Raw genomic sequence first — 25,306 nt, 5'->3', positions numbered from 1 at the left:
TCTGGTCGAGGACTGTACGTCAGCGCCCGACAGGGCCCGTACCGCCACCAGAGTGACGTCAGTCGCGAATGATACGAACGTCGTTGTCTCGTCGGACAACTTGCGACGTATCGAGGTTTAGTGCTAAACTTGCTCCGATTGAATAGCCGGGGGCCTCAAGAAGATCATAGACCTTAGTCTATTTCCTGGGGAGGGAATTATCCTTGATCATCAATAGCAGCGATCGCTTGCGCCTGCTGAACCAGGCAGGCGACGAGATCTGCGACCAGCAGCGAAAAATGCCCAGCAAGGGCTTCTACCTGCGGAAACTCGCCGACACATGGCAACGAGCCTGCCGCACCGAAGCCTACGCCGACCTTCCGGAGTACTCCTTCGCCAGGTTCGAAGCACTCGGTACCACCAGTAAGCAGCACCTCAAGAAAAAACCTTCTGAATTCCTGGCTTCCCCAGTTGACGCGGCGTCGAAATATTATGAAACAACCGGCACCACCGGGCTACCGACGCCGACTCCGCGACTGGCGGAGGACATAATCTGGAACACCGTTTCGGTGGCAGAAGCCTGGCGCGATCTGTTGCCGGAAAATGAACGCGTATTGATTATGCTTCCCTCGGACATCGTTCCGGTGGCCGATCTTATCGTCGGTGTCTGCGAGTACCTCGGGCGGCCGCATGCCAGGGCCTATCCGTTCGCCACCGGGATCTCCGACTGGGACCGGCTGATAGGACTGTGTCAGACCTTCCGGCCGACCGTCGTTTTCGCCGCTCCCGGGGTGGCACTGCAGTTCAGCAGGCTGATCAAACAACGCGGGCTTTTGGCGGAACTGAGTGCCGGCGTGAACCGGCTGATGCTGCTCGGCGAGGTCAGCACCGCGCCGTTCCGGACCCGCCTCGGCCGATGGTGGGGTGCCTCCGCGCTGGACGCGAGTTACGGGAGCACGGAGACCGGCACCCTGGCCGCCGGTTGCGCCAGGGACCGGTTGCACCTGCTGACCGCGACCAACTACTTCGAGCTCGCCGATGACGACGGAACCGTCCGTCCACTGCCGGAATCCGGCGCCGGACGACTCGTGGTCACCCCGCTCAACCTGCACGCCCGGTGCGTGCTGAGGCTGGACACGGGGGACGACGTGCGGTTGGGCGCCCGCTGCGACTGCGGCGACCGCGCCCCGGTGATCGAGGTCGTCGGGCGCAGTTCCGACGCCGTGGCCGTCCGCGGCGCGAAACTCACCGTGCGAGCGGTCGAAGAAGTGGTCTACGGCGAGACCGAGGCGACCGGCTACCTGATGGAGACCGACGCGCCGGGCGCGTTCGCCCGGTTGATCCTGGAACGGGACGTGCACTGGGACCGGACCGGCGAGGCCACGATGGCCGACCGGCTCCAGCATTCCTCCCGCGAAGTGCTCGGCCTGGAATGGGACGAGGTGCTCTTCGTCAACCAGCTGCCCGCGAGCACCAAGAGCGGTGCTTCGCAGAAGAGCTGGAAGCGATCCAACTTCCGGGTCGTGGGAGCGGGCGGATGATCGCGCACCTGGCGCCCCACGCGCCGGTCGGGACGGCCGTCACCACCGGTGAAGCAGACCTGTGGTGCACCTACGCCGCGGTCCGCACGGCCGCGTGGCTGGGTCGGACCGGCGAACTGCCCGGTAGCGCGGCCACCGTCGATTACCTGCGCAGTCGCCGCAACAGTGATGGCGGCTACGCCTGGAGCAAGGGAATGGCGTCCGACGCGTGGGCGACGTTCTACTGCACCCAGGCGATGGCCGAACTCGGCGCCGAGATCCCCAAGCTCGGCTCGACGCGGGACTGGCTGCACCGCACCTGGTCCGGCGACGCGTACGCGATGCTGCCCGGCCAAGCCCCCGATGTGTGGGCCACGCACTTTTCGGTGCGCACCATGGTCGAACTGTGTCACGACGACCCGCCGGACCGTGGTCGCCTGCTGACCTGGCTGCGCGCGCTGCAGGCGCCGGACGGCGGCCTCGGCTGGTCGCCGGAGCACGCCGCGACCACGGCTTCCGACGTCCGGGCCTGCTTCTACGGAGTGATGTCCTGGCGGGCGCTGCGAGCCACTGATCCGGATTTGGCGCTTCCGTGGGACGGTCCCGCGCTGGTCCGCTGGATGCGGGAGCAGCAACAGGCCGAAGGCGGTTTCCGGTTCGGCCCGTCGGCCGATACCCCGTGCATGTGGGCCACTTATCGAGCGACAGCCGCTCTCGAAACGCTGGGCTCGGGCCCGGCGGAGAAGCAGCGCTGCGTCGATTGGGTCCTGGACCGCCGGTTGGCCGATGGCTCGTTCGTCCGATGGGCCGGTTACGACGTGGCCGACGTCTGGGCCTCGTTCTGCGCCATCGGTTCGTTGCGGGCCATGGGCGCGGACACCGAGAGGCACGCCGGTCCGGTGCTGCGCAGGCTGCACGCGATGTCCTGTGCCGGCGGCGGCTTCACCTATCGCGAACCCGATCGAGCCGGAGACGCGCTGAGCACCGCGGCGACCGCGATGATGTCAGCGCCCGAAGACCCGCGACAAAGCCAGTGGCGTACCTGGCTGGCCGGGTGCCGGCTGCCGAACGAGGGCGGGATCATGTACATGCCCGCCCGGGGCAGCGAAGTGCGGTGCACACTGTGGGCCGTCGCCGCGGGCGCGGCGGGCGCCGATCCCACCGCGCCTCGCGAGATCGCGAACTGGTTGGGCGAACTGCAGAATCCCGACGGTGGTTTCGGCTACTGGGAAGGCCGCGGATCGGATCTGGTCTCCACCGCGGCGGCGGTGGAGACCTTGCGGCTGCTCGGGATTCCGCTTTCCGAGGCGCTGGATCCCGCGCGGCTGGCGGAATTCGTCCTGGGGTGCCGTGACGTGCTGGGTTACCGGCACGTGCCGGAGGCACCTCCCACGCTCCGCGCCGGGCTGCAGGCGTTGCGGATCCGGGACGAACTGGGCCAGACCACGCCCGGCGAACTCTCGATCTTGCTCGACCAGCACCGGGTGACCGGTGGCGGCTTCGCCAACGAGGGTTCGCGCATGCCGGATCTGCTGAGCACCTACGAAGCGGTGGTGACCGCGGACCGCCAGCGGATCCCCGTCGACTTCTCCCGGCTGGCCGTCTTCCTCGACCGGATCGGGCGTCCGGACGGCACCGCGTGGACACCGCTCACCCCGACCGGCGGCGGAGCGCTGGCCGACTGCCTCGGCGTACTGCTCCGCGACCGCATCGCGGGGCACCGGGCGGAACTGCCCGCACTCACCCTGTCCTGAGGGAACCCTTCCATTCTGGGGAAACCATGCCCACCATCACCATTCGCACCATGGCGCTGTCCACCACCGAACGCCGGGCCATCGCCGTCCGGCTGACCCGCTGGTTCGCCGACCACGACAGCGACCGCAGGCATGTGGTCGTGCGGTTCGAGCGGACCGAGGAGGGCACGGTGTTCGTCGGCGGCCTGCCGATCGAAGCCCTTCCCCAAGAGGACGAAGGACTGCACCACGCCAGTGTCGTCTGCTGCGTGTCCGTCGGGCGAGACGAGGCCTTCTACGAAGAGCTGGCCGCCGTTCTCGCCGACGCGCTCGGAATGACCGCCGGGACTCCCTTCCTCTACCTGGAGTTCCGGCCCACGCCCAAGGAATCCGTGTACTTCGGCGTTCAGGGACGACTTCGTCGCGCGGACGCCACCTGAAGGGGAAACCGATGACCGTATCTTCCGTGCCCACCCTCGACTCCCTCCGGACCCGGACCCGGGCTGTGCTGGCCGGTCTGTTCGGTCCGGAGATCGACGACCTGCCCGCCGACGCACCGCTCCCGGAAACGCTCGGCGACCGCTACGACAGCCTCGGCGCGATGGAATGCGTCACCGCGATGGAGAAGGAGTTCGGCATCGAGGTCGACTTCGTCGAGCACGACGTCCGCTACACCTTCGCGCAGATGGATCGCATCGCCGAGTTCGTGCACGCCCAACTGGAAGACCAGGCCGCGTTCGGAGGGCCCCGGTGACGGCGCGGGAAGTCGAGTTCCGCACGTCCGGGCACACGGGTTCGCCCACCGTGTGGCTTCGTACTCCGGAACAACTCCGCGCCGAAGCCGAGCTGATCGCGAGCGAGCTCGTCGGCGAGATCGAGCAGATCGTCAGCTTCGCCCCCGTGGAGCATCTGTTCGGCAAGCTGTTCGCGCAGATCCTGCCGGAGCTGCGCGGCGTTCCCGTGCACCATCTCACCCACGCGCCCGCCGGATTGCCGCCCGAGGTGGAGAAGAAGCGGACGCTGTTCGTCTGCCTGCCGTCCAGCTGGCTGCTGCTGCGTCATCTGCTCGGCCAGCTCAAGGCGCTGCCCTCGGCGGTCGCGCTGCACGGGACCGGGCCGACGGTGCAGGCCACCGGTGAGGTGCTGGACGCGTTGTCCGGCACCGGTTTCCGCGCCTTCGAGCTGTTCGGGTCCACCGAAACCGGCGGGATCGCGCACCGGGAGATCACGCCGCCGGGCGTCGACGCGGGACGCTGGCAGCTCCTGCCCGACGTCGAGTTCGCCGATCCCGGCGAAAGTCCGGGACAGTGGCTGCACATCCGGAGCCCGCGGCTGGCCCGCCGCAGCGACATGGCGTTCAAACCGGAATCGTGGCGGCTGCCCGACGTGATCCACCGCGACGGCCGGTCCTTCGAGTTCAAGGGGCGGGCCTCGGCCCTGATCAAGGTGAACGGGGCGCGGGTGAACCTGGAAGAACTCGCGACCGCGCTGCGGAATTCGGTCGACGGTCTGGACGTGGCCTGCCTGCCCGTGCACGATCCCGTCCGCGCCGAGCACTACGAACTGTTCTACAGCCTCGACCGGGACCTCTCCCGCCAGCAGATCTTCGCCCGGTTGCGGTCGGTCATGCACGACTTCACCCCACCGCGGGCGATGCACCAGGTCCGGCGCATCCCGCGGACCGCGACCGGGAAGATCGCCGTCACCGCCCTGTACGCGCTCACGCAACAGGAACCCCGTGTGGCACTGGAAGGAGCGAGCTGATGACGGCCCGCCCGCTCCACTCCGATCCCGCCACGTCGATGACCGGCTACATCGAGAACGCGGGAATCACCTATCCCGACGATCGCCCGGTCCGGCCCGATCTGCTCGAACTGCCGCTCGCGCAGCGGTGCGACCTGCACGATCGGGGCGAGTGGGACGACCGGAAATGGGCCGAGCAGAACGAAACCTGGTACTCCGTGGCCGATGCCCGCTACCGGGCGGTCACCACGCGGCGGAAGCCGGAATCGGGTACGCCGCTGATCCGGGTCGGCGTCAAGGACACCATCGACGTCGCCGGTCTGCCCACTTCCTTGGGCCTGCGCCATTACCGGCATCACCCGGCGGCGTCGGCGTCGGCGCTCTCCCGGCTCGACGGTGTCGAGGACCTGGTGATCGGCAAGGTCGTGAGCACCGAGCTGAACATCGGCGTCGGCTCCGGCTGCGTGAATCCCTATTTCCCGCACATCGACCCCGCGGGGTCGAGTACCGGTGCGGGGGTCGCCGTCGCGGCCGATCTCTGCGATCTCGCGATGGGCACGGACGTCCTCGGTTCGGTGCGGTGGCCCGCCGGGCACTGCGGCACCGTCGGGCTGCGGATGACGCACGATCCCGGGCTGCTGCGCGGCATCTTCCCTTTGTCACCGCCGATGGACGCGGTCGGCTGGGTGGCGCGCACGGCCGAGGACCTCGCGTTCCTGTGGCAGCGCTTGGGTTTGCGCACCCTGCTCGGCGACACCGGACAGCCGTTGCCCGCCCGCTATCGCATCGGTGTGCCCACCAACGTCCGGGAAGGCTCGTGCGGTCCCGAGATGCTGGAAACGCTGGATCTGGTCAGCGCCGCGCTGGCCGAGGACGGCCACGAGGTGAACGACCGGAGGGTGTCGGACGACCTCTGGCAACGCCGTGGCGACGCCTGGCAGCTCTGCGCCCGGCAGGCGTGGGACGGCTACCGGCTCTGGCGGCACTGGATCACCGTGCCGTTGCACGCGAGCACCGAGCAGGCGCTGGAAGTCGGCGCACGGGTGAGCGACAGCCACTACGCGGAGATCCTCGACGCGATGTTCTCCTGCCGTCAGGAGAACGCCGCCCGTTTCGACGACCGCACGCACGTCTGGTTGCTGCCGCTGGATCCCTCTCCCCCACCCGATCTGCGGACCAGCCGCCCGGTCGCCACCACCATTCCGGCCCCCGGCGAAGCCGACTACGACCGGCGGATCGGCTACACCCCGATCGCCAGTTTCGCCGGACTGCCCGCCATCGCCGTGCCGGCCAGGCTCAGCCCGGTGAACCGCGCGCCGCTCGGCGTGCAGATCGTCGGACCGCCCGGCAGCGAAGAACGGCTGATCGACCTGGCCCGGCGGGTGCAGCTCCGGCTGGGAACACCCGCCCTCCGCCCCGCGTGACGCCCCACCACCCCACCAGGAGACCGCGATGATCCCCCACGCAGTACTGGAAATCGCCGCCGCCCACCAGCCCGAATGGTCCACCCCCGGCGAACTGGCCGCGGTCCGGAGCGAACTGCTCGGCAGGCCACCGCTCGTCGACGCGCACTCCTGTCACGCGCTGGCAGGCGAACTCGAGTTCGTCGCCCGCGGTGAGGCCGTGGTGATCCAGGCGGGCGACTGTGCCGAGCTGTTCTCCGACTCGGAGCGGCACCGGGTCCAGGCCAAGGCCTCCCAGTTGCACCATCTCTGCGACACCGCCGAATTCGCCGGGATACCGGCCGTCCGGATCGGCCGCTTCGCCGGGCAGTTCGCCAAACCTCGTTCCTGCGCCACGGAAACCCTGCCGGACGGCACGGAGATCCCGGTCTACCGCGGCGACGCGGTGAACGGCCTGAATCCCACCGCCACGGCCAGGCGGGCCGATCCGGCGCGCATGCTGACCGCCTACGACCTCGCGGCGAACGGCCTGGACGCGCTGTTCATGCGGCAGCTGCTCCTTTCGGAAGGCGACAGCGGGATCAGTTCGATGCTGGCGCCGACCTACATCAGCCACGAAGCCCTGCTGCTGGACTTCGAGCGAGCGCTGCTCAGGCCGGACCCGGCCCGCGGCGGCACCTACGCCTCCTCGGCCCACATGGTGTGGATCGGTGAGCGCACCCGGCAGCTCGATCACGCGCATCTCGCGCTCGCCGAGCAGATCAACAACCCCGTCGGAGTGAAGATCGGCCCGACCGCGACGCCGGAAGAGCTGATCGCCATCGTCGACCGGCTGGCCACCGGGCACCGCCGGGGCAGGCTGACCCTCATCATCCGCATGGGCGCGGAAAAGATCGCGGACCGGCTCCCCGCGCTGGTGGCCGCACTCGGCACGCGGGCGGGTGAGGTGGCCTGGCTCAGCGACCCCATGCACGGCAACACCAGGAAGACCGTGACCGGGCAGAAGACCCGGGTGGTGACGGAAATCCAGGACGAGATCGGGCACTTCTGCCGGATCCTGCGCGAGCAGCGGGTCCACCCGGGCGGCCTCCACCTCGAGGTGAGCCCCGACCCGGTGACCGAATGCGTGGACACGATGGCCGACCTGTCCGGCTCGCTCGAATTCAACCGGTACGAGTCCGCCTGCGATCCCCGGCTGAACCCGATTCAGGCGCAGCATGTCGTCCGGCATTTCACCCGGATGTTGTGAGCCCGCCCCGTAGCGGGCTCACAACGCCGAACCGACATCGCCGACGTGCGAAACACCGTGATCGTTGCATCGCGTCTGGACCTCACCGAGGAGCACCCGCAGCAGCGAAGCGAGCTCGCTTCGCTGCTCGGTGCTCAGCCCTGAGATCAGTTCGAGTTCCCTCGCGAGCACCCGATCGACGGTTTGCTCCACCAGAGCGTGCCCGGCCGGGGTCAGCGTCACGTACACGCTGCGGCCCGGTGGCTCGGTGTGCCGCTCGACCAGCCCCTCGCGTTCCGCCCGAGCCACCCGCTGTGAGATCGCTCCCGCGGTGACCAGGGTCAGCCTGGCCAGCTCCCTGGTCGTCAGCGAGTACGGCGGGGAGCTGCGCCGGAGCATGCTGAGCAGGTCCAAGGTGGCCGAATCGACGTCGGAGTCGAGCAGCACCCGACGGCGATCCTCACCGAACAGCTTCGCCAGCTGCCACACGCGAGTCACGATGCCGATGGACTCGGTCGACGTGCCAGGACGCTCGCGTTTCCAAGCCGCTTCGATGTCGTCCGCGGCGTCCAGCGTGGGGTCTTTCCCGGACGCTGCAGTCATCCCAGACCTCCACCTCGGTTGTCGGCTGCACGGCACACAGCCTATCATTTAGGTCTAAACGTGAGTCTAAACCAGCTGACACGAAGGAAGGCTAGATGATTCGGACAATTTTGGTCACCGGCGGGGGCACTGGCATCGGCAGGTCCGTGGCGGCGAGGTTCGCCGCGTCGGACGCCGTCGTGTACATCACCGGGCGACGGAAGGAAGTGCTGGTCGCGACCGCGGCCGAGCTGGGTTCGTCGGTCCGGCCGCTCGTCTGCGACTGCACCGATCCCGATCAGGTGACCGCCGCGTTGGTCGGGCTGGACGGACCGATCGACGTGCTGGTCAACAACGCGGGCGGCAACACCGACTTCGATCTCCCCGAGCAGGACGGGCTCGCCGGGGTCCTCGCGCACTGGCGGGCCAACCTGGACGCGAACCTGATCAGTGCGGTGCTGACCACCACCGCCGCCGAGGGCAAACTGGCCGAAGGCGGCTCGGTGATCCACATCGGGTCCATCGCCGCCGACCAGGGCGCGGGTTCCTACGGCGCGGCCAAGGCAGGGCTCTCGTCGTGGAACGTCGACCTGGCCAAGCAACTCGGCGCCCGCAAGATCACCTCGAACGTGGTTTCGCCGGGCTACATCCGCGAGACCGAGTTCTTCCGGGACAAGCTGCCCGCCGAGCGGGCCGAGCAGCTGGTCGAGGCGACCAGCACCGGCCGCGCCGGAGTCCCCGCCGACATCGCCGAAACGGTGTACTTCCTCGCTTCCGCCGGCGCCCGGCACATCACCGGCCAGACCCTCGGGGTCAACGGCGGCGCTCACCCGACCAGGTAAAGAGGCGAGAATGGTTGTCGTTGCGGACACAACACCCTCGACCAGGCCGAGTCCTCGTGACTGGGCCGGGATCGGGGTGGTCCTGCTGGCCACGTTCATGGGCCAGATCGACATGTTCATCGTGAACGTGGCCAGCCCGTCGATCCAAGTGGATCTGGGCGCCAGTTTCGGCCAGATCCAGTTCGTCATCGACGGCTACGTGATCGCCTACGCGGCGGGCATGGTGACCGGCGGCAAGCTCGGCGACCGGTTCGGCCGCAAGAAGGTGTTCCAGTACGGCGTCGCGGCCTTCACCGTCGCCTCGCTGCTGTGCGCGCTGTGCCCCACGGCGAATCTCCTGATCGTGGCGCGGGTCGTGCAGGGCGCCGCGGCGGCCGTCCTGATGCCGCAGGTGCTGTCGATCATCCAGGGCACCTTCCCCCGGGTGCGGGACCGGCAGCGCGCGATCGGCGCCTACGGGTCGGTGATCGGGCTCGGGGTCGTCGCCGGGTTGATCGGCGGCGGGCTGCTCCTCGAAGTGGACGTCGCCGGGCTGGAATGGCGGACGATCTTCCTGATCAACGTGCCGATCGGGCTGCTCATCCTGCTGGCCGCGCCGCCGACGGTCCGGGAGAGCCGGAGCGAGGTCACCGCGCCGCTGGACATGGTGGGGACGGTGCTCACCGCGGCCGTGCTGCCCGCGCTGCTGATCCCATTGTCGCTCGGCCCGGAACACGGCTGGCCACTGTGGATCTGGTTCAGCTTCGCCGCCACCGCGCTGCTCGTGGCCGGCCTGTTCCGGTACGAGAACAGACTGGCCGCGCGCGGCGGTGATCCGCTGCTGCCCGCCCGCGTCCTGCGGGGGCGCGGCTTCCCGACCAGCATGGCCACGGTGACGGTGTTCTTCGCCGGCAACGCGGGCTACTTCCTGGTGCTGACCTACTACCTCCAGTCAGCGCTGCACCTGGACCCGCTGGGCACCGGTGTGGTGTTCGTGCCGCTGGGCGTCGGGTTCGCGGTGGCCTCGTCCGCCGGACGACGGCTGACCGAGCGCTACGGCACCCGCGTGCTGATCACCGGCGCGCTGCTGATGACCGTGAGCTTCCTGCCGATGCCGTTCATCGTGCAGGCGGGCGCCGACACCCAGGCGGTCCTGCTCGCGGCCACCATCGGACTGTCCGGAATCGGGCAGGGGCTGGTGGTCTCGCCGTTGATCGGCATCGCCATGGCCCAGGTGCCCGCCGATCTGACCGGATCGGGTTCGGGCGTGCTGAACACCGTCACGCAGGCCGCGATGGCGCTCGGGATCGCCGGTATCGGCACGGTCTACCGCGTCGCGCTGGGACACAGTCCGCAGGACACGGCGTCGATTCCCGCCGACGGTTTCGGCGACGCGTTCGTCGTCACCTGCGGGGTGCTCGCGCTGCTCGCCGTGGCGACGGCGGTGCTGAGCTGGCTGCTCGGCCGTTCCGGGACACCGATCGAGGCGGGAGTGCAGTCGTGACGACGAGGAGACACCAGCCGGTCGAACTCGACGGCGGCGCCCTGGACCTCGCCGCCGTCCGCCGGATCGCCGAGGACAAGGTGCCGTGCGTGGTGGCCCCGGCCGCCCTGGCCGCCGTCGACGAGAACCGGAAGTCGTTCGAGCGACTGGTGAGCCGGGGCGTTCCGGTCTACGGCGTCACCACCGGGTACGGCGAACTGGTGCATCACCCGGTCGGGGCGGGCGACGAGGTGGCCCTGCAGACGAACCTCGTCCGCAGCCACAGCGCCGGTGTCGGCCCGCTGTTCGCCGCGGACGAGGTCCGGGCGATGATCACGGCCAGGATCAACGCGCTCGCCAAGGGCTACTCGGCCGTGCGCCCGGTCGTCCTGGAGCGGCTGGCGTCGTATCTGAACCTGGACATCGTCCCGGCCGTGCCGGAGATCGGGTCGCTCGGAGCCAGCGGGGACCTGGCACCGCTTTCGCATATCGCCGGAACCCTGATCGGCGAGGGGTACGTCCTCGAAGGCGGTGAGCGGACACCGACCGGCCCGGTGCTCGAACGGCACGGGATCGAGCCGCTCGAACTGCGGGCCAAGGAAGGCCTCGCGCTGATCAACGGCACGTCGGCGATGACAGGGCTCGGCGCGCTGGTGGTCGGCCGCGCGCTGGACCAGGTACGGCAGGCCGAGATCATCTCCGCGCTGGTCGTGGAGGTGCTGCGCGGCTCGACGAGCCCGTTCCTCGCCGGTGGGCACGAGCGGGCCCGTCCCCACCGGGGTCAAATCGACACCGCCGCGAACCTGCGCCTGTTGTTGAACGGCACCGGACTCGCCGTCGAGCACTCCGAACTCTCCCGGCAGGCCAAGAACGGCGACGGCGAGGTCTACCTGCAGAAGGCGTACACCCTGCGCGCGGTGCCGCAGGTGCTCGGTGCCGTCCGCGACACCCTCCGGCAGGCCGAGGCCACCCTGGAGATCGAACTCAACTCCGCCAACGACAATCCCCTCTTCTTCGGCGGGGACGGCGAAGAAGACATCTTCCACGGCGCGAATTTCCACGGTCAGCCGATCGCCTTCGCGATGGACTACTGCACCATCGCGCTCACCCAGCTCGGCGTGTTCTCCGAGCGCCGGACGCATCGGTTGTTGAACCGGCATCTCAACGACGGGCTGCCCGAGTTCCTCATCGCCGGCAGTCCCGGCCTGCACAGCGGACTCGCCGGGGCGCAGTACCCGGCGAGCGCGCTGGTCGCCGAGAACCGGACGATCGGCCCCGCCAGCATCCAGAGCGTGCCCGCCAACGCCGACAACCAGGACGTGGTCAGCATGGGACTGATCGGGGCGAGGAACGCCCGCCGGGTACTGGCGAACAACTACTGGATCCTGGCGGTGGAACTGCTCGCCGCGGCACAGGCCGTCGACGTGTCGGGCCGGTACGAACGCCTCGGCCCGCTCGGCCGGGTCACCCACGACCAGGTCCGGGCGACGGTCCCGACGCTGGACCGGGACCGGTATCTGAGCGATGACATCGGAGCGCTCGCCGTCGCACTCTCCCGTGGTGACTTCCTCGACGCGGTCGTCCGCCACGGGGCCAAGCTTCGGTGACGGCTCACCGGAGAGAACCGGATTTCCTTCCGCAAGCGCACGACGAATCCCGGACCCCGACCTTCGGCCGTGCTCCAGCTCAGAAAGGGGCCCCGTTGCCGTACAACGATGTCTTGCCCACCCGTATCCTGGGGATCGACGGTCCCGTCGTGTCCGCGCTCGGGCTCGGGTGCTTCGGGATGAGCCAGGCCTACGGTGCCGCTGACGACGCCGAATCGATCGCCACCGTCCACCGGGCACTCGACCTCGGCTGCACCTTCTTCGACACGGCAGAGGTCTACGGGCCGTTCGTCAACGAAGAACTGCTCGGCGCCGCGTTGCGCGGCCGCCGTGGCGAGGCCTTCGTCTGCACGAAGTTCGGCTGGGAGTACGCGCCGGACGGCACCCGCGGCGAGTTGAACAGCAGGCCTGATCACATCCGTCGTACCGTCGACGCGATGCTCACGCGGCTGCGCACCGACCACATCGATCTGCTGTCACAGCACCGGGTCGATCCGAAGGTGCCGATCGAGGACGTCGCGGGCGCCGCGAACGAACTGATGGCCGCGGGCAAGATCCGGTACTTCGGCCTCTCCGAAGCCGGGACGGCCACGATCCGCCGCGCGCACGCGGTCACCCCCGTGACCGCCCTGCAGACCGAGTACGCCTTGTGGGAGCGGCACATCGAGGCCGAGATACTGCCCGTCCTGCGCGAACTGGGCATCGGACTGGTCGCCTATTCCCCGCTGGGCCGCAGTTTCCTGACCGGAACCGCCAAACCCGCCGAGGAGTACGCCGAGGACGACTACCGCAGGAGAGACCCTCGCTTCCAGCGCGAGAACTTCTCCGCGAACAAGGCCGCCGTCGACGTGGTCGGGGTCATCGCCGCCCGGGTCGACGCGACCCCGGCGCAGGTTTGCCTGGCGTGGCTGCTGGCCAAAGGTGGCGATGTCGTGCCGATACCAGGCACCAAACGCCAGTGCGCGCTGGAGGAAAACCTCCGGGCGGCCGCGCTGCGGCTCGGCCCCGAGGACATGGCGCTGCTCGACGCGGCGGTCCCGGCCGGCATCACGAAAGGCGAGCGGTACCCCGAAAACGCCATGTACATGAACGGCCTCTGACCCTGGTCGTCAAGCGGCCGGCCGGTGTTCCCAATGTCGCATTTGAGTCGCTGAGCGTCTCAGATGCGACATTGGGAACACCGACAGCTGGGGTGGGCGCGTCAAGATCCTCTCGTCAGCCGCCGCCAGGCTTCGCGCCGTCGCCGTTGTGCGGCGGGGTCGGCGACCGGCGCCGCCGACAGCAGGCGGTGGGTGTACGGATGCACCGGGTCGGTGAGCACCTCCTTCGTCGGCCCCTGCTCCACGACATGGCCGCGGTGCATCACCGCGACCCGGTCGGCGAGCTGCTCGACGACGGCGAGGTCGTGACTGATGAACAGGCAGGCGAAACCGAGTTCGCTCTGCAAGGTCCGCAGGAGCTCGAGGATCCGGGCCTGGATGGTGACGTCGAGCGCGCTGGTCGGCTCGTCCGCCACCAGCAGGTCCGGATCGAGGGCGAGCGCCCGGGCGACGCACACCCGCTGGCGCTGGCCTCCGGACAGCTGGTGCGGATAGCGACCGCGCAGATCGGGGGAAAGCCGCACCGACTCGAAGAGTCCGGCGACCCGATCGTCCACTTCGGACCCGCGGTGGGTGCGGTGCAGCCGGATCGGGGTGGCCACGCTGTCGCCCACGGTCGTCCGGGGGTTGAGCGAGGACAGCGGGTCCTGGAAGACCACCCCGATCCGGCGGCGCAGCGCCTTGGCGGCCTTCCCCTTCGCGCGGGCGATGTCGGCCCCGCCGATCCGGACCGTGCCCGAGGTGGGCGGGATCAAGCCCGTGACGGCACCGGCGACGGTGCTCTTCCCCGACCCCGACTCCCCCACCAGACCGAGGATCTCGCCGGGTTCGACGTGCAGGCTCACCCCGTCCGCCGCCCGGACCGCCATCGCCCGGAATCGGCCGCGATAGGTGACGGACAGGTCTTCCACCACCAGCAAGGGCGCCACCGCCGGGACGTCCGGCACCGACCGGGTGGCGGGATGGTCGGTCGCGGCGTGATGGCCGGTCGACAGGACCGGCTCCGCCGCGAGCACCCGCTCGACACCCTCCGTCGCCGCGACGCCGAGCGAGACCACCGACCCGAGCAGCCGCCGGGTGTAGTCCTCGCGCGGGGCGGTGAAGATCTCCTCCACGCCGTCCTGTTCGACGACCTGGCCGTCGTACATCACCACGACGCGGTCGGCGATGTCGGCCACCACGCCCATGTCGTGGGTGATCAGCAGGATCGCCGTGCCGAGCCGGTCGCGCAGATCCCGCAGCAGTTCGAGGATCTCGGCCTGCACGGTGACGTCGAGAGCCGTCGTCGGTTCGTCGGCGATCAGCAGTTCCGGCTCGTTCGCGACCGCCATCGCGATCACGATCCGCTGCAGCTGACCGCCGGACAGCTCGTGCGGATACGACCGGAACCGTTGTTCGGGAGCGGGCAGTCCCACCAGGCCGAGCAGTTCGATCGCCCGCCGCCGGGCGGCCTTCGGCGTCAGGTCCTGATGGGTGCGGATCGCTTCGATCAGCTGCTCCCCGACGGGGAACACCGGGTTCAGCGCGCTCATCGGTTCCTGGAACACCATGCCGATCTCGTTGCCGCGGACGGCGCGCAGCTCGTCCGGCGTCAGCGTGTAGAGATCGCGGCCGGACAGCAGCGCCCGGCCGGAAACGTCCGCGTCCGGCGGCAGTAACCCGAGCAGCGACAACGCGGTGACCGACTTCCCGGAGCCGGATTCCCCGACCACCGCGACGACTTCACCGGCCGACACCGACCAGGAGACCGAACGCGCCGCCTTCGTCCGCCCGAAAGAGACACTGACGTCGCGCAACTCCAGGAGGGCGGCCTCGCCGTCCGGCGCCGCCCGTCCGCCGGACGGCGAGGCCCCCGTCACTGGATCAACCCGAACTGGCGGTAGTCAGGGTACGCCGGGAACCGGCCGATCACGACGTTGCCGAACTTCGAGCCGTGCAGGAACGAGTTCCGGGTGTAGATCAGCGGGACCACCGGCGAGTCACCGAGGATCTTCTTGTCCAGTGCCGCCCACTTCTTCCCCGCCTCGGCGGGATCCAGCGTCGCCTGCGCCTCGGTGATCAGCCGGTCGACCTCGGGGTTGTTGTACCGGGATTCGTTGACCCCGCCGTTGCCGATCTCGGTCGACTGGAACAGCGGCTGGATGTTGGCGTTGGCGGACGGGATGTCCGGCTGCCACGAGGTCAGCGTCAGGTCGTAGTCCGAGATCCCCTTGGTGTCCACTTCGGACGTGTAGGTGTCCTCGTCGAGCGCCTTGATGGTGATCTTGATGTTCGCCCTCGCCAGCGCGGCCTGGATCGCGGCGGCCTTCTCCGGGTAGCTGTTCTCGTTGCGGGTGGCCAGGACCAGGCCGTCGAGGCCGTTCGGCAGGCCTGCCTCGGCCAGCAGCTTCTTCGCCTTTTCCGGGTCGCCGCTCGCCGGTGCCGGGTACAGGTCGAACTGTTCGCGCCCCTGCAGGCCCGGGGTGATCAGCGTGGTCGCGACGTCCCCGGCGAGCTGGGCGTTGCCCGCGCTGGCGACCTGGTACGCCGCCTTGTCCACCGCGTACTGGAAGGCTTGGCGCACCTTGGGATCGACGAGTTTGCCGCGCTGGGTGTTCAGCGTGAGGTACGCGAGCGCTCCCGATTCCGAGGTGACGATCCGGGATTTCGCCGAAGGGTTCGCCTGGATCTGGGCCAGCTGCGCGGGCGAGGCGAACGGGATGCTGAACGCGCTCTGGTCGTCACCGCTGTCGTCGATCAGCCGCTTGGAGATGACACTGGTGTCCTGGCCGAGCTGGAACACGATGGTGTCCGGGTTGGCCTTGCGGGTGTCGTCGGTCGCCCGGTCCCAGTGCGGGTTCCGGACGAGCCTCGCCTCCTTGCCGCGCTCGTACTTCTCCAGTACGTACGGCCCGGACGCGACCGGATGGTTGCCGTAGTCCGCCTCCTCGCCCTTTCCCTTGGGTACCGGGGAAAACGCGGGCGTGCTCGCGATCCAGTTCCAGTCGCCGTAGGGGCGGGCGAGGTGGAACACGATGGTCTTGTCGTCGGGTGTCTCGATCGAGTCGAGCTCCTTGCCGCCCTCGAACGGCCCCTTGTACGCGAGCCCCGGCGACAGCAGGTCCTTGTGGTAGGTCAGGCCTCCGGAGAACGCGGCGGCGTACGTCCGCTCCAGCCCCCATTTGATGTCCTGCGCCTTGATCGGCGAACCGTCGTTGTACTTGACGTTGTCCTTCAGGGTGAAGGTCCACGTCTTGCCGCCCTCGGTCGGCCTGCCGGTGTCGGTCGCGAGGTCGGGGACGATCGTGGTGTCCTGCCCCGGGGCGACCTTCCACGAGGTCAGCCTGCGGTGCACCAGGCCGAGCGCGGTGACCACCAGGCTTCCGCTCTTGGCCGGGTCGTACTGCTGGGTGGCGCTGTCGTTCAGGAGCCGGACGGTGCCACCGGGTTTGACCTCGCCCCCGGCCTGCGCCGGTTTGTCGTTGGCGCCGCAGGCGGTCAGCACCGTCGTGACGGCGACCGCCCCCGCGACCGCCTTCAGCAAAGGCTTGCGTTTCATCGTTTCCCCTTCAGATCAGGCGGGCTCGCGGATCGAGCGCGCCATAAGCCAGGTCGACCAGGAAGTTCACGACCGTCACGAGCACCGCCGAGAACAACGTGACGCCGAGCAGGACGGGCAGGTTCATTCCGGCGATGGCGTCGACCAGCAGCCTGCCGACCCCGGCCATCCCGAAGATCCGTTCGGTGATCACGGTCCCGGCGAGCAGGGCGCCGAGGTCGACGCCGAACACGGTCACCACGGGCAGGAGGACGTTGCGCAGCGCGTGCTTGCCGACGACCTTCCGCTCGGTGAGCCCCTTGGCCCGCGCGGTGCGGATGAAGTCCTCGCCGAGCGTCTCCAGCATCTGGCTCCGCGTCAGCCGCGCGTAGATCGCGGCGTGCAGGAAGGCCAGCACCAGCCAGGGCAGGACGAGATGCCAGGCCCATTGGACCGGATCCTCGCCGAACGGGACGTAGCCGTTCTTGGGCACCACATCGAGCGCGAACGCGAAGACCGTGATGCCGATCATCCCGGCGAGATAGGCGGGCAGGGAGACCCCGGCCATCGCGACCGCCATGGTGATCCGGTCGGCCGCGCTCCCCCGGCGCAACGCCGACAGCACGCCGAGGCCGACGCCGGTGACGAGCCAGAGGGCGGCGGCACCGAGCGCGACCGAGAAACTCACCTCGATCCGTTCGCCGATCTCCGTCAGCACCTCGACGTTGTTCTGGAAGTCGTAGCCGAAACACGGCGCACCGCACTGGATCGCGGTGACACCGGTGCCGAACGTCCGCCCGGCAAAGATGCCGCCGAGGAATTCGGCGAACTGCCGGTACCACGGCGCGTCGTACCCCATGAACTCCCTTGCCAGCGCGAGGCTTTCCGGGGAGCAGGGGCGACCGCACGCCATCCTGGACGGGTCGGCGGGCAGCAGGTAGAAGACCACGAACGTCACGAAGGTGACGATCAGCAGGACGAGCACCATGCCGGCGAACCGGCCGAGCACGAAGCGCAGGGCACGCATCAGTCCCGGCCTCCCGACCGCGGGTCGAGCGTGTCGCGCACGGCGTCGCCGACGACGTTGAACGCCAAGGTGACCAGGAACAGCATCAGCCCCGGGAACACCAGGTACAGCGGATCGGTCTCGAAGAAGTCGATCGCGGTGCTGATCGTCCGGCCCCAGCTCGGGGTCGGCGGCAGGACACCGACCCCCAGGAAGGAAAGCGCCGCCTCGCTGCCGATCATCGACGGGATCGACAGGCTCGCCACGACGATGACCGGCGCCCACAGGTTCGGCAGCAGCTCACGGGTGAAGACGTGCCACGGTCCCCCGCCCATCGCCTTGGCCGCCGACACGAAGTCGCGGCCGCTCAGCGAAAGCGTCTGCGCGCGGACGATCCGCGCGACCCGCGGCCAGCCGAAGAGGCCCAGGACGACGATCAGCAGGGGCTGACGCGGGAAGTCTGGTGGCGCCATCGCGCCGAGCGCGATCATGAAGATCAGGTACGGGAAGCCCAGGAACACGTCGGCGGTCCAGGTGACCACCCGGTCCCACCAGCCGCCGAGGTAGCCCGCGCCCGCCCCGATCACCACGCCGAGGGCGGTGGCCAGCGCCGTCGCGCCGAGCCCGACCAGCAACGACGTCCTGGCACCGTGGGCAACCAGGGCGAACAGATCGATACCGGTCAGCGGTTCCACCCCGAACCAATGGGATCCACTGACGCCGCCCAGGGATCCGGCGGGCAACCCGGTCGGCCCGAGGTTGGCGATGTCCGGGGTCAGGCTCTGTCCTTCGATCAGGACGAGCAGGTCCGCGGCCACCGCCATGACCAGGATCAGCACCACGACGATCGCGCAGGTGAGCGTCCAGCCACTGGACCGGACCGCGTGCCACACCGCGGACGGCAGTGAACGCGCCGCCGTCGGCGGGACGCCTTCGGGCAGCAGCAAGGGATCGGGCACAGCACCTACTCGGGGTCAGCTGATCGGGTGACGATCAGGGACCCTAAAGAAAGAAAACCGCCGCACCCAGCCTTGACACTTCCGTCTCACCAGCTGGACTGTGAGCTATCCGGCACTGGCGAGTCCTTTTTGGACAAAGACGGTGTTCCGGCTAGACCCCGTAGGCGCGCACGAAGGTGTCGACGGCCGATTCCGCGATGCCCTCGAGTTCTTTCTCCGGAAGCGTGCGAGCGCCCAGACGTGAGCGTGATTCCAGCGGTCCGATCAGCAGGGCGAGGAAGTGTTCGGCCGCCGTGTCGGGGTCGCAGGGGCGGAGCGCGCCGGAAAGGGCGAGACGGGCGAACCGGTCGGCCAGCGCCTCGGTCAGGTGTACCGACGTGCGTTCCTGCATGGCGACCGCCAGCTCCGGGAACGTGGCCAGTTCGGCGAAGGCCAGCGACCGGAGCGCGTGCGAACGCTCGCCCGCGCAGATCCGCAGCAGCCCGGTGGCCGCGACGCCGAGGGTCGCGCGGACGTCGGCACCCGCGTCGCGGAGCGGTTCGATGGCGGCGAACGTCTCGGCGGCGACGCTGTCGGCGGCGGCCGCCATGGCACCGCGGAACAGTGTTTCCTTGTCGCCGAAATGGTTGTAGACGGTGGGTTTCGCGGCCTTCGCCTCGTCCGCGATCTCCTGAACGGACGCCCGCGCGTAGCCGCGGCGGGCGAAGACCGTGAAGGCCGCGGCCAAGATCCCCTCGCGCTTCGAAATCCGGTCTTGCACCTGAACCTGCCTGTTCACTACGTTGAACTCGTGAGTTCAATCTACGGGAGGAAGTCTTGATAGTCCAGTTCATGCGCTTCGCGTTCCGCGAGGAGAGCACCGAGGAACAGAAGACCCGGGCCCTGGCGTTGATCCGCCGGACCGCGGCGGTGGAGTCGCTGTCGTTCTCCACGGTCGGCCTGCTTCTCGGCGACCCGGCCGAGGGCTACACCCACGGCTACTCCTTCGGCCTCGCCGATCTCGACGCTTTCGAGCGCTACATGTACGACCCGGTCCATCTGGCCGGAGATCCGGAAATCCTGCCGCACTACGGCAAACTGCACGTCGGGCTCGCCGTCTCCGACGACCCCGATCCGGAGCTGGCCGCGAGGATCACCGCCGTCTACGAAGGCAAACTCGCCAGGTATCCCGAGTGGGAGCGGCTGATGGCGGCGATCCCCGAAGTCCGCTTCGGCTGACCACGGTCAGGTCGTCGCCTGCCGGTGCTGTTCGGCGAAGAGCCGCGCGACGAGCCCGACACGGCTGGAGACCGCGGTCTTGCCGAAGAGAGCCTTGAGGTGGTCGCGGACGGTGTGGGGCGAGAGGAACAGGGCCGCGGCGATCTCGGCGGTGGGCAGGCCCCGCGCCACGAGGTGAGCGACTTCGAGTTCACGCGGGGTCAGTCCGTACGACTCGGCGACGATGCCCGTGAGGTCGGCGGCGGCCGCGGGTTCGATGACCAGCGCCACCGGCCCCGGTCTCCCGTCGAGACCGGTGAGGCAGGAGGCGTGGCAGGTCAGCCACACGCCGTCGACGGTGCGGATCCGGACCCGGGCGCTGCCGCGATCCCGGCCCAGCGCGATCGCCCGTGCCTGCAGCGCGGCGCCCGCCACCCAGATCGGCAAGCTCAGGCCCAGCGCCGAAGGAACGGACGGGCCGTCAGGCAGCCGGGCGAGGTACCGCCGCGCCTCTTCGTTGATCGAGGTCGCCTCACCATCCGGGTCGAGGAGCAGCAGCCCCGGCGCGGAAGAGCCGTCTCCACCGTCCGATCCGGACGGACGGGCGAACCGGCGCAGCCGTCCCGCGAGGGGTTCGGACAACCCGGCGAGCAGGGCGACCTCGTCCGGCGCGAACTCGGCGCCGCCGTGCATGCGGAACAGGCTGACCAGCCCCCACGGCCGGTCGCCGACGCGCAGCACCGCACGGAGTTCGTCGTCCACGCCCTGGGCCCCGAGCAGGCGCCGGTATCGCGCACTGCGCGCGGGCACGCCACCGGTGGCCGCGCATAGCGCCGCCGCCGGGACGGCCGCGCGGGTGAGGTCGCGGAACGGCAGGACGTTCTCCTCCAGGAACTCGCTCTCCCAGTACGCACCGCATCCCTCGCCGGAGCCCAGGTTCTCCACCAGCATCGGCGCGGTCACCAAGCCGGTTTCCGGGTCGGTCGCCGTCCACACGGCCGCGTCGAACGGGACGAGCCGCCGGAGCCTGGCCGAGGCGCGGGTGAACAGGTCCAGCGCGCCGCCCGCGCGCTCGGCCGCCGCTACGACGTCGGCATGACGGCGTGGATCGCTCACGAGACCTTCCTCCTGCTGATCGGTGCCTCGGTGACGATGCCCGCTCCCCCGCTCCGGGCCCATCCCTCATTCGAGGGGGTCTTGCCCGGCGAATCCGCCGCGGGCGCGGGATGGAGCACGGCTCCCGCCACGGCGAGGCTCAAGGGCATGGACATCGCACTCGTCGGAGGGGGCGCGGCCACGGTCGCCCTGCTCGACACACTGGCGGCCATCGCCGACGGACCCGCCACCGTCACCGTTTTCGAGCCGTCCGCGCGGTTGTGGCGCGGCCGCCCGTACGGGCCGGACCTGGACACCGTGCTCGTCAACTCCCCACCCGCCCTCATGTCGATCCGCCACGCGGACTTCGGGCACTACGCCGCCTGGCTGGGCGAGCGTGGCGCCTCCCACCTTGATGAACTCCTGGGACAGCCGCTTGTTCCCCGCGCGCTCTACGGCGGCTACCTGGAACACACCGCCGAGGCGGCGATCGCCGCGCTGCGTGAGCGCGGGGTGACGGTCCGGGTGATCGGACGGCGCGTCACCGCGATCGCCCGCGCCGGCGAACGGCTCGTCCTGCGCACCGACGACGGACGAGCGCACGAAGCCGACCGGGTGACGCTTTGCGTGGGCGGAGGGCCACCGCACGACCACTACGGACTCGGCGGGGCCGCCGGGTTCGTCGCCGATCCGTACCCGCTGGCGCGCACTCTCGACCGGATCCCGGCCCGGAGCCGGGTGGCGGTCGTCGGCAGCGGCCTGACGGCGGTCGACGTCGTCGTGTCGCTCGCGGCGCGCGGGCACACGGGCCCGATCACACTGGTGTCGCGCACCGGCCTGCTCCCCCACGTCTGGCAGCGACCGCTCGACCGGCGCCCACGGCAGGTCACCGTGGACCGGGTGACCGCACTGCATCGCGAAAACGGCACGGTCACCCTCGACGATCTCGTCCGGCTGATGCGTTCCGAACTCGCGGAAGCCGGAGAGGACTTCGACGACGTCTTGGCCGATCTGCTCGCGGCCGGATCCGAACCGCCCACCGAGCGCCTGCGGCGCCAACTGGCCACTGTGGACGATCCCGCGATCGGACGCCGTGTCCTGCAGGAGACTGCGCATACCGTCGGCCCGTTGGCCTGGCGGTTGCTGCCGGAGGCCGACCGTGCCCTGCTGTGGCGGCGATCCCGCCTGGCGAGCAGTCTCGTCTCGCCCATGGTGCCGGTGAACGCGGAGATCCTGCTCCGGCTGCTGGACGGCGGGCAGCTCAGCGTCACCGCGGGCATCCGGGAAATCCAAGCGGCACAAGGGGGTTTCAGGTTGCACGATGCCGCGGGGACATCGAGTGCGGACGTCGTCGTCAACGCCGTGAATCCGGCGCCGCACGCCGTACCGCGGGCGGCTGAGCCCCTGACCGCGTCACTGCTCGCGGCAGGCCTGGCCACCTCGCATCCCGACGGCGGTCTCGTCCCGGCCGATCCGCGTCTGGCCGTCGTCGGGGACTTCGCGGGCGGTGGCCCGTTCATCACCTCCGGCATCCCCGGGATCGCGGCCCAGGCCGCTCGGGCGTTACCGGCGGTCAGCGGCGCCCGGCGGCCAGGATGACGAGGAACTGCCCGCCACCCGGCTCGACGGCCGCGGTCACCGGCAGCCCGGGGACCAGCCGCGAGAACCGGTCCACCAGCCAGTCCGCGGCCTCGCGGGCGTCCTGCTCGGTCGGGCACCGGGCCACCATCTCGCGGCCGCCCTTGCGCTCCAGCCTCCCGGCGACGGTGATCAACGGCGCGGGTTCGACCACGTGCAGGCGGTCCGGCCAGGCGATGACCACCTTGACCGCGCCCTTGCGGGTGTTGCATCCGCGATGCGCGAGCCGTTCGGCGATCTTGGCCTTCCGATCGGCGGTCCTGCTGTCGACGCTGGGTCCTCGAGCGTCGTTCACCGACATGTCGGGGTCGACCGGTTCGTCGCACACCCAGCACCGCCAGCCGTCGCGTTCGGCCACGTCATCGAGGAGACTCATCCGGGAAAACTAGCCTGCCCGGACGCCGGACCGCACACCGCGTGCCCGCGGCCGGTACGGGGTCGGCCGCCTCGCTCAGCTGATCTTGATCCCAGCCGGTAATGTCCGGTTCATGAGCGACGCGCCGCCGACCCCCTCCGAGGCCTTCGACCTTCTGCTCACCGGTAACCGGCGGTTCGTCGCCGGCACCCCGGAGCACCCGAACCAGGACGCCACCCGCCGGGCCGAAACCGCCCCGGTACAGCGCCCCTTCGCCGTTCTCTTCGGCTGTTCGGACTCGCGACTGGCCGCCGAGATCATCTTCGACCGCGGACTGGGCGACCTGTTCGTCGTCCGCACCGCCGGGCACGTGGCCGGTACGGAGGTGCTGGGCAGCATCGAGTACGCCGTCAGCGTCCTCGGCTGTCCCCTGGTCGTCGTGCTGGGCCATGACTCCTGCGGCGCCGTGGCCGCGACCCGCGCGGCGCTGACCGAAGGGCTCGGCACCAACAGTTTCGTCCGCGACGTCATCGAGCGGGTCACCCCGAGCGTCCTCGCCGCCCACGCCGCCGGGCTCACCGGCGACGACGACATCATCGACGAGCACATCCGCAACACCGTCGACCTCCTGGCCGACCGCTCCCGGCTGCTCGCCGACAAGATCGACGCCGGGGAAGCCGCCATCGCCGGACTCTCCTACCACCTCGCCGACGGCAGCGCACGCGTCGTCACCACCCGAGGACTTCCTGAGGGATAAGACAAAAGGCGGCCGTGTCAGGGCGGTGTCAGCACCGCGTCAGCGCACCCGTCCACCGTGATCTCGGACAAGTCATCCGAGCTTCACCAGGAGGGGACGCGACATGGTGGACGGAACATCCGAGCAGGGGCACGTCCGGCGCAGGACCGTGCTGACCGGAGCGCTCACCGCCGGTGCGCTCGCCGGCCTCGCGGGGCGCGGCAACGCGGCGGAGAGCGGTCATGGTGGCGACGACGTCGAGCACGGCTGGGGGAAGGTCGCCGACGTCTTCCGCCGGAACTTCAAGGACGACCCCGGCGAAGTCGGCGCGGCGTGCAGCGTCTACGTCGGTGGCCGCCCGGTCGTCAACCTGTGGGGCGGTCTCGCCGATCGCGATACCCACCGGCCGTGGCGCGGGAACACCATCGTCCAGGTCGCGTCCACGACGAAGGGCGCCACCGCGATCTGCGCCCATCTGCTGGCACAGCGCGGCGAACTGGATCTGGACGCCCCCGTGGCCCGGTACTGGCCGGAGTTCGGCGCCGCGGGCAAGGAGCGGATCACGGTGCGCTGGCTGCTGTCGCACCAGGCGGGCCTGCCGCTCGTCGACGGGCCGCTGACCTTCGAGCAGGCCTGCGCCTGGCATCCGGTCATCCGGGCGCTCGAAGCGCAGAAGCCGCTATGGAAACCGGGAACCGAGCACGTCTACCACAGCGTCACCTTCGGTTTCCTGGTCGGAGAAGTCGTGCGCCGGATCTCAGGCAAGTCACTGGGCACGTTCTTCGCCGACGAAATCGCCCGCCCGCTCGGGCTCAGCGCCTGGATCGGGCTGCCGGAGAGACAAGAGCACCGGGTGGCCAAGATCCACAACGCCGCGCCGTTCACCCTGGAAGAACTGATCGCGGGGATGATCAAGGTGACCGGGCTCGACGCGGACACCGTCACCCGCTGGGTCACCGCCCTGTGGGCCCCGGGCTCCGTGCAGGCCAGGGCCGGTGAACTGGGCGGCGCCCTGGACCCCACGACCGACTACTTCTCCTCCCGCGCCTGGCGCGCGGCGGAGTTCCCCGCCGCGAACATGCTCACCGACGCACGATCACTGGCCCGGATGTACGCCGCCACGGTGAGCACAGTCGACGGGGTACGGCTGCTCGATCGGGCGACGGTCAAGAAGATGACCGCCGTCCAGACCGACAGGACACCGATGCACGGCCTGCCACCGGGACTGGACATCCCGGCCGACCGCTCCTTCAACATGTCGCTCGGGTTCTGGCGGGCCTGCCCGCCGATGCCGATGACCGGGCCGGGATCGTTCGGGCACCCGGGTTCCGGCGGATCGATCGGCTTCGCGGATCCCGACGCCGGTGTCGGCTTCGGTTATGTCACCAACCTCTGGAACTTCCGACCCGACGACCCGAGGGCGGCGAACCTGACCAAAGCCGTCCGAGCCTGCCTCGGCTGAGGCTTGTTGGGGGTTCGTGGGCGAGGCTGGCGATGGGGTGAGGCGTCCTTCGCCGCGTCCGATGTCGAGCGGCCGTGGGGGGGGGGGGGGGAGGGGGGGGGGGGGGGGGGGGGTGGGGAGGGGGGGGGGGGGGGGAAGGGGA

Annotated in this window: 23 protein-coding genes; 15 read left to right on the top strand and 8 right to left on the bottom strand. The window is 69.7% G+C overall.

Features of this window, described 5'->3' with window-relative positions:
- Positions 1-623 precede the first annotated feature (623 nt).
- The 7 genes from ACZ5IK_RS25310 to ACZ5IK_RS25280 are packed head-to-tail and all read left to right on the top strand — an operon-like array spanning position 624 to position 7,627.
- Positions 624-1,520, top strand: a complete 897-nt coding sequence (locus ACZ5IK_RS25310; protein WP_233224182.1) for a phenylacetate--CoA ligase family protein — start codon at positions 624-626, stop codon at positions 1,518-1,520.
- Positions 1,517-3,253: a prenyltransferase/squalene oxidase repeat-containing protein gene (locus ACZ5IK_RS25305; protein ID WP_465489923.1), complete on the top strand. Its 1,737-nt coding sequence runs from the start codon at positions 1,517-1,519 to the stop codon at positions 3,251-3,253. Before ACZ5IK_RS25310 ends, ACZ5IK_RS25305 begins: the two co-directional genes overlap by 4 nt.
- A 26-nt stretch (positions 3,254-3,279) precedes the next feature.
- Positions 3,280-3,672, top strand: a complete 393-nt coding sequence (locus ACZ5IK_RS25300; RefSeq protein ID WP_101607114.1) for a hypothetical protein — start codon at positions 3,280-3,282, stop codon at positions 3,670-3,672.
- An 11-nt stretch (positions 3,673-3,683) separates the two neighbouring features.
- The gene (locus ACZ5IK_RS25295; protein ID WP_101607113.1) at positions 3,684-3,986 is read left to right on the top strand and encodes an acyl carrier protein; all 303 of its coding nucleotides are present in this window, start codon (positions 3,684-3,686) and stop codon (positions 3,984-3,986) included.
- Entirely contained in the window at positions 3,983-4,996 is a 1,014-nt protein-coding gene (locus ACZ5IK_RS25290) for a class I adenylate-forming enzyme family protein (RefSeq protein ID WP_465489922.1), read from the top strand. Before ACZ5IK_RS25295 ends, ACZ5IK_RS25290 begins: the two co-directional genes overlap by 4 nt.
- Complete coding sequence (locus ACZ5IK_RS25285; RefSeq protein ID WP_465489921.1) at positions 4,996-6,399, top strand: amidase family protein; 1,404 nt, start codon at positions 4,996-4,998, stop codon at positions 6,397-6,399. The genes ACZ5IK_RS25290 and ACZ5IK_RS25285 overlap by 1 nt, the downstream gene beginning before the upstream one ends.
- A gap of 28 nt (positions 6,400-6,427) precedes the next feature.
- Positions 6,428-7,627: a 3-deoxy-7-phosphoheptulonate synthase gene (locus ACZ5IK_RS25280; RefSeq protein ID WP_465489920.1), complete on the top strand. Its 1,200-nt coding sequence runs from the start codon at positions 6,428-6,430 to the stop codon at positions 7,625-7,627.
- An 18-nt stretch (positions 7,628-7,645) separates the two neighbouring features.
- Here ACZ5IK_RS25280 and ACZ5IK_RS25275 read toward each other — a convergent pair whose 3' ends face one another.
- Positions 7,646-8,209 carry a MarR family winged helix-turn-helix transcriptional regulator gene (locus ACZ5IK_RS25275; RefSeq protein ID WP_465489919.1) on the bottom strand — a complete coding sequence of 188 codons (564 nt, stop codon included), beginning with the start codon at positions 8,207-8,209 and terminating at the stop codon, positions 7,646-7,648.
- Between the two features lie 95 nt (positions 8,210-8,304).
- On the opposite strand from ACZ5IK_RS25275, the gene ACZ5IK_RS25270 reads away from it, so the two are divergent.
- From ACZ5IK_RS25270 to ACZ5IK_RS25255, 4 genes are all read left to right on the top strand, one after another.
- Entirely contained in the window at positions 8,305-9,030 is a 726-nt protein-coding gene (locus tag ACZ5IK_RS25270) for an SDR family NAD(P)-dependent oxidoreductase (protein ID WP_465489918.1), read from the top strand.
- A 10-nt stretch (positions 9,031-9,040) separates the two neighbouring features.
- Positions 9,041-10,513: an MFS transporter gene (locus ACZ5IK_RS25265; RefSeq protein ID WP_465489917.1), complete on the top strand. Its 1,473-nt coding sequence runs from the start codon at positions 9,041-9,043 to the stop codon at positions 10,511-10,513.
- Positions 10,510-12,099, top strand: coding sequence for a tyrosine 2,3-aminomutase (gene cmdF / locus ACZ5IK_RS25260; RefSeq protein WP_465489916.1), 1,590 nt, complete (start codon positions 10,510-10,512; stop codon positions 12,097-12,099). The genes ACZ5IK_RS25265 and cmdF overlap by 4 nt, the downstream gene beginning before the upstream one ends.
- A gap of 113 nt (positions 12,100-12,212) precedes the next feature.
- Positions 12,213-13,199, top strand: a complete 987-nt coding sequence (locus ACZ5IK_RS25255; protein WP_465489915.1) for an aldo/keto reductase — start codon at positions 12,213-12,215, stop codon at positions 13,197-13,199.
- 101 nt (positions 13,200-13,300) lie between these two features.
- Here the strand turns inward: ACZ5IK_RS25255 and ACZ5IK_RS25250 are convergent, their stop codons facing one another.
- The 5 genes from ACZ5IK_RS25250 to ACZ5IK_RS25230 form a co-directional block, all read right to left on the bottom strand.
- Entirely contained in the window at positions 13,301-15,058 is a 1,758-nt protein-coding gene (locus ACZ5IK_RS25250) for an ABC transporter ATP-binding protein (RefSeq protein ID WP_465489914.1), read from the bottom strand.
- Entirely contained in the window at positions 15,055-16,737 is a 1,683-nt protein-coding gene (locus tag ACZ5IK_RS25245) for an ABC transporter substrate-binding protein (RefSeq protein WP_410598260.1), read from the bottom strand. The genes ACZ5IK_RS25250 and ACZ5IK_RS25245 overlap by 4 nt, the downstream gene beginning before the upstream one ends.
- Positions 16,738-16,747: 10 nt before the next feature.
- Positions 16,748-17,743, bottom strand: a complete 996-nt coding sequence (locus ACZ5IK_RS25240; RefSeq protein WP_465489913.1) for an ABC transporter permease — start codon at positions 17,741-17,743, stop codon at positions 16,748-16,750.
- Positions 17,743-18,681, bottom strand: a complete 939-nt coding sequence (locus ACZ5IK_RS25235) for an ABC transporter permease (RefSeq protein WP_465489912.1) — start codon at positions 18,679-18,681, stop codon at positions 17,743-17,745. Before ACZ5IK_RS25235 ends, ACZ5IK_RS25240 begins: the two co-directional genes overlap by 1 nt.
- Positions 18,682-18,832: 151 nt before the next feature.
- Positions 18,833-19,441, bottom strand: a complete 609-nt coding sequence (locus ACZ5IK_RS25230; protein ID WP_465489911.1) for a TetR/AcrR family transcriptional regulator — start codon at positions 19,439-19,441, stop codon at positions 18,833-18,835.
- A 71-nt stretch (positions 19,442-19,512) separates the two neighbouring features.
- On the opposite strand from ACZ5IK_RS25230, the gene ACZ5IK_RS25225 reads away from it, so the two are divergent.
- Positions 19,513-19,899 (top strand): Dabb family protein, encoded by a 387-nt coding sequence (locus ACZ5IK_RS25225; RefSeq protein WP_465489910.1) that lies wholly within the window; start codon positions 19,513-19,515, stop codon positions 19,897-19,899.
- Between the two features lie 6 nt (positions 19,900-19,905).
- Here the strand turns inward: ACZ5IK_RS25225 and ACZ5IK_RS25220 are convergent, their stop codons facing one another.
- Positions 19,906-20,994 carry a helix-turn-helix transcriptional regulator gene (locus ACZ5IK_RS25220; protein ID WP_465489909.1) on the bottom strand — a complete coding sequence of 363 codons (1,089 nt, stop codon included), beginning with the start codon at positions 20,992-20,994 and terminating at the stop codon, positions 19,906-19,908.
- Between ACZ5IK_RS25220 and ACZ5IK_RS25215 the strand changes: the two genes are divergently transcribed.
- Positions 20,974-22,572 (top strand): FAD/NAD(P)-binding protein, encoded by a 1,599-nt coding sequence (locus tag ACZ5IK_RS25215; RefSeq protein ID WP_465489908.1) that lies wholly within the window; start codon positions 20,974-20,976, stop codon positions 22,570-22,572. The two genes, ACZ5IK_RS25220 and ACZ5IK_RS25215, sit on opposite strands and share 21 nt — an antisense overlap.
- On the opposite strand, the gene ACZ5IK_RS25210 is transcribed toward ACZ5IK_RS25215, so the two are convergent.
- Positions 22,547-22,987, bottom strand: a complete 441-nt coding sequence (locus ACZ5IK_RS25210) for a hypothetical protein (protein WP_101607098.1) — start codon at positions 22,985-22,987, stop codon at positions 22,547-22,549. The two genes, ACZ5IK_RS25215 and ACZ5IK_RS25210, sit on opposite strands and share 26 nt — an antisense overlap.
- A gap of 112 nt (positions 22,988-23,099) precedes the next feature.
- Here ACZ5IK_RS25210 and ACZ5IK_RS25205 point away from each other — a divergent pair, with 112 nt between their 5' ends.
- Positions 23,100-23,723 carry a carbonic anhydrase gene (locus tag ACZ5IK_RS25205; protein WP_101607097.1) on the top strand — a complete coding sequence of 208 codons (624 nt, stop codon included), beginning with the start codon at positions 23,100-23,102 and terminating at the stop codon, positions 23,721-23,723.
- 103 nt (positions 23,724-23,826) lie between these two features.
- A complete protein-coding gene (locus tag ACZ5IK_RS25200) occupies positions 23,827-25,164 on the top strand; it encodes a serine hydrolase domain-containing protein (protein WP_465489907.1) in 1,338 nt (445 codons plus the stop codon).
- Positions 25,165-25,306 lie beyond the last annotated feature (142 nt).

Source organism: Amycolatopsis sp. NPDC031561 (genome assembly GCF_055580625.1).
This window is presented reverse-complemented; position numbering and strand designations above follow the sequence as displayed.

Excerpts from the sequence above, each read along its gene's own strand:
- ACZ5IK_RS25305 (WP_465489923.1), top strand. The coding sequence starts at position 1,517 with ATGATCGCGCACCTGGCGCCCCACGCGCCGGTCGGGACGGCCGTCACC.
- ACZ5IK_RS25300 (WP_101607114.1), top strand. The coding sequence starts at position 3,280 with ATGCCCACCATCACCATTCGCACCATGGCGCTGTCCACCACCGAACGC.
- ACZ5IK_RS25295 (WP_101607113.1), top strand. The coding sequence starts at position 3,684 with ATGACCGTATCTTCCGTGCCCACCCTCGACTCCCTCCGGACCCGGACC.
- ACZ5IK_RS25285 (WP_465489921.1), top strand. The coding sequence starts at position 4,996 with ATGACGGCCCGCCCGCTCCACTCCGATCCCGCCACGTCGATGACCGGC.
- ACZ5IK_RS25280 (WP_465489920.1), top strand. The coding sequence starts at position 6,428 with ATGATCCCCCACGCAGTACTGGAAATCGCCGCCGCCCACCAGCCCGAA.
- ACZ5IK_RS25275 (WP_465489919.1), bottom strand. The coding sequence starts at position 8,209 with ATGACTGCAGCGTCCGGGAAAGACCCCACGCTGGACGCCGCGGACGAC.
- ACZ5IK_RS25270 (WP_465489918.1), top strand. The coding sequence starts at position 8,305 with ATGATTCGGACAATTTTGGTCACCGGCGGGGGCACTGGCATCGGCAGG.
- ACZ5IK_RS25265 (WP_465489917.1), top strand. The coding sequence starts at position 9,041 with ATGGTTGTCGTTGCGGACACAACACCCTCGACCAGGCCGAGTCCTCGT.
- ACZ5IK_RS25245 (WP_410598260.1), bottom strand. The coding sequence starts at position 16,737 with ATGAAACGCAAGCCTTTGCTGAAGGCGGTCGCGGGGGCGGTCGCCGTC.
- ACZ5IK_RS25240 (WP_465489913.1), bottom strand. The coding sequence starts at position 17,743 with ATGCGTGCCCTGCGCTTCGTGCTCGGCCGGTTCGCCGGCATGGTGCTC.
- ACZ5IK_RS25225 (WP_465489910.1), top strand. The coding sequence starts at position 19,513 with ATGCGCTTCGCGTTCCGCGAGGAGAGCACCGAGGAACAGAAGACCCGG.
- ACZ5IK_RS25215 (WP_465489908.1), top strand. The coding sequence starts at position 20,974 with ATGACGGCGTGGATCGCTCACGAGACCTTCCTCCTGCTGATCGGTGCC.
- ACZ5IK_RS25210 (WP_101607098.1), bottom strand. The coding sequence starts at position 22,987 with ATGAGTCTCCTCGATGACGTGGCCGAACGCGACGGCTGGCGGTGCTGG.
- ACZ5IK_RS25205 (WP_101607097.1), top strand. The coding sequence starts at position 23,100 with ATGAGCGACGCGCCGCCGACCCCCTCCGAGGCCTTCGACCTTCTGCTC.
- ACZ5IK_RS25200 (WP_465489907.1), top strand. The coding sequence starts at position 23,827 with ATGGTGGACGGAACATCCGAGCAGGGGCACGTCCGGCGCAGGACCGTG.